Source organism: Streptomyces sp. NPDC005195 (assembly GCF_040608315.1).
GTDB classification, from domain to species: Bacteria; Actinomycetota; Actinomycetes; order Streptomycetales; family Streptomycetaceae; genus Streptomyces; species Streptomyces kaempferi.
Map to the genome: position 1 here is coordinate 1 of NZ_JBEXHZ010000310.1, position 1,593 is coordinate 1,593.

Consider the following 1,593-nt stretch of genomic DNA (forward strand, 5'->3'; position numbering starts at 1 on the left):
GGATGGCGGGTGGCCAGGGCCGGGCAGCGCCGGCAGCCGTCGACGCCGGCCTGCGCCCACCACTGGCAGCCGGCCCGCAGATGGCAGCGCGGCACCGCGCCGCCCGCCGGCGCCGGGCAGGCCGCCACCACCCGTTCCACCAGGGTGCAGTCACCGCCCCGGCGGTTGGCGCAGCCGGTGACGCAGTGCGAGGCGAACCGCAGGATCCGGCGCGGCTCGATGTCCTCGGGGATCTGGTCGAGCACCGCGGCGGCCGGGACCGCGTCGGCGAGATACGTCACCTGTCCGTCGAGGCCGGAGCGCACGCCCAGGACCAGCGACTCCGGCGCGTGCGCCGCACCGCCGGGGCACCAGCTCACAGGGGTGTCCGCCTCGGCGGCGGACGCGGCCGGGCGCGCGTGATCCCGCGTCAGCACGGCGGTACGAAGGAGACGTCGGCGCTCGTTCCGCGGGCCGCCGGGAACAACGGCGCGCCGGCGGCGGCCGGGACCAGTCCGGTGGCCGCGACGCCCCTGCCGCCCGTGACGCCGCGGGGGTGGCTCATACGGCCTCCTCCGTGTCCCGGGGCGACGGCGGGGTGACGGGCCCGGGCGTGACCTGGGCGCTCGCCGCGCCCGCGGCGGCCAGGACCAGTCCGGTGACCGCGGCGACGGCCGCGACCGTACGGGAGTGCCTCATGCGGATGCCTCTCGTTCTGCGGGGACGAACCTCGACACCCCAGCGTGGCCCGGCACTTCGCAGAGGCTCTCGAGGCCCGCTGGAGGGCGGCTCGAACGATCTCCGAAAACGGGCGAGGGGTTCACGCCGGGGTGCTTCAATGGCCCCCGTGAGGGCCTGAATCGACCAGCAATGACCAGCAGGGAGCGGGCACGGGGATGCGGAAGTCGTATTACGCGGCACACGTCTACATGATCCTTGGAGTGATCTCCGGTCTGTATTACCGGGAGTTCACCAAGGCCAAAGATTTCGACGGTGAGACCCAGCTGGCGCTCATGCACACCCACCTGCTCTCGCTGGGCATGATGGGCTTCCTCATCGTCCTCGCCCTGGACAAGCAGTTCAGGCTGTCCGGGACGAAACTGTTCACGTACTTCTTCTGGTTCTACAACGCGGGCATCGCGATCACCGTCGCCATGATGTTCGTGCACGGCACCGAGACCGTGCTCGGCGACCACGTGCCCGAGGCGGTGCCGCTCACCGCGGGTCTGGGGCACACCCTGCTCACGGTCGGGCTCATCCTGCTGTTCGTGCTGCTCGGCAAGCGCCTCAACGAGCCCGCCGAAACCGGACCCGCCGAGCCGGAGCAGCAGGCCGAGACGGCCAGGACCCCGGCCTGAACCACCGGACCCCCGGACCACCCGCCTCCAGACCGACGGCCCTCCAGACCGACGGCCCTCCAGACCGACGGCCCTCCAGACCGACGGCCCTCGAGACCAACGGCCCTCCGGGCCACCACGCCACCGGACCACCGGGCGTCCGGACCACCGGGCGTGCGGACCACCGGGCGTGCGGGGCCGTGAGCGTGCGGGCCCGCGGTCCGGACCGCCGTCGTGTCAGGCGGGCTGGGCCGCGGGGCCGAGCAGGACCTCGGTC

The 1,593-nt window shown here is 73.3% G+C and carries 4 protein-coding genes; 1 reads left to right on the forward strand and 3 read right to left on the reverse strand.

What is annotated here, in order from left to right; genetic code table 11:
- From ABZV34_RS39230 to ABZV34_RS39240, 3 genes are all read right to left on the reverse strand, one after another.
- A partial coding sequence (locus ABZV34_RS39230; protein WP_356288007.1) for a hypothetical protein occupies positions 1-416 on the reverse strand: 416 nt, incomplete at its 3' end.
- Positions 410-544, reverse strand: a complete 135-nt coding sequence (locus tag ABZV34_RS39235; protein WP_356288010.1) for a hypothetical protein — start codon at positions 542-544, stop codon at positions 410-412. The genes ABZV34_RS39230 and ABZV34_RS39235, both read right to left, overlap by 7 nt.
- Positions 541-678: a hypothetical protein gene (locus ABZV34_RS39240; RefSeq protein ID WP_168525281.1), complete on the reverse strand. Its 138-nt coding sequence runs from the start codon at positions 676-678 to the stop codon at positions 541-543. Before ABZV34_RS39240 ends, ABZV34_RS39235 begins: the two co-directional genes overlap by 4 nt.
- A 197-nt stretch (positions 679-875) precedes the next feature.
- Between ABZV34_RS39240 and ABZV34_RS39245 the strand changes: the two genes are divergently transcribed.
- Entirely contained in the window at positions 876-1,337 is a 462-nt protein-coding gene (locus ABZV34_RS39245) for a DUF2871 domain-containing protein (protein WP_356288013.1), read from the forward strand.
- Positions 1,338-1,593: the final 256 nt, after the last annotated feature.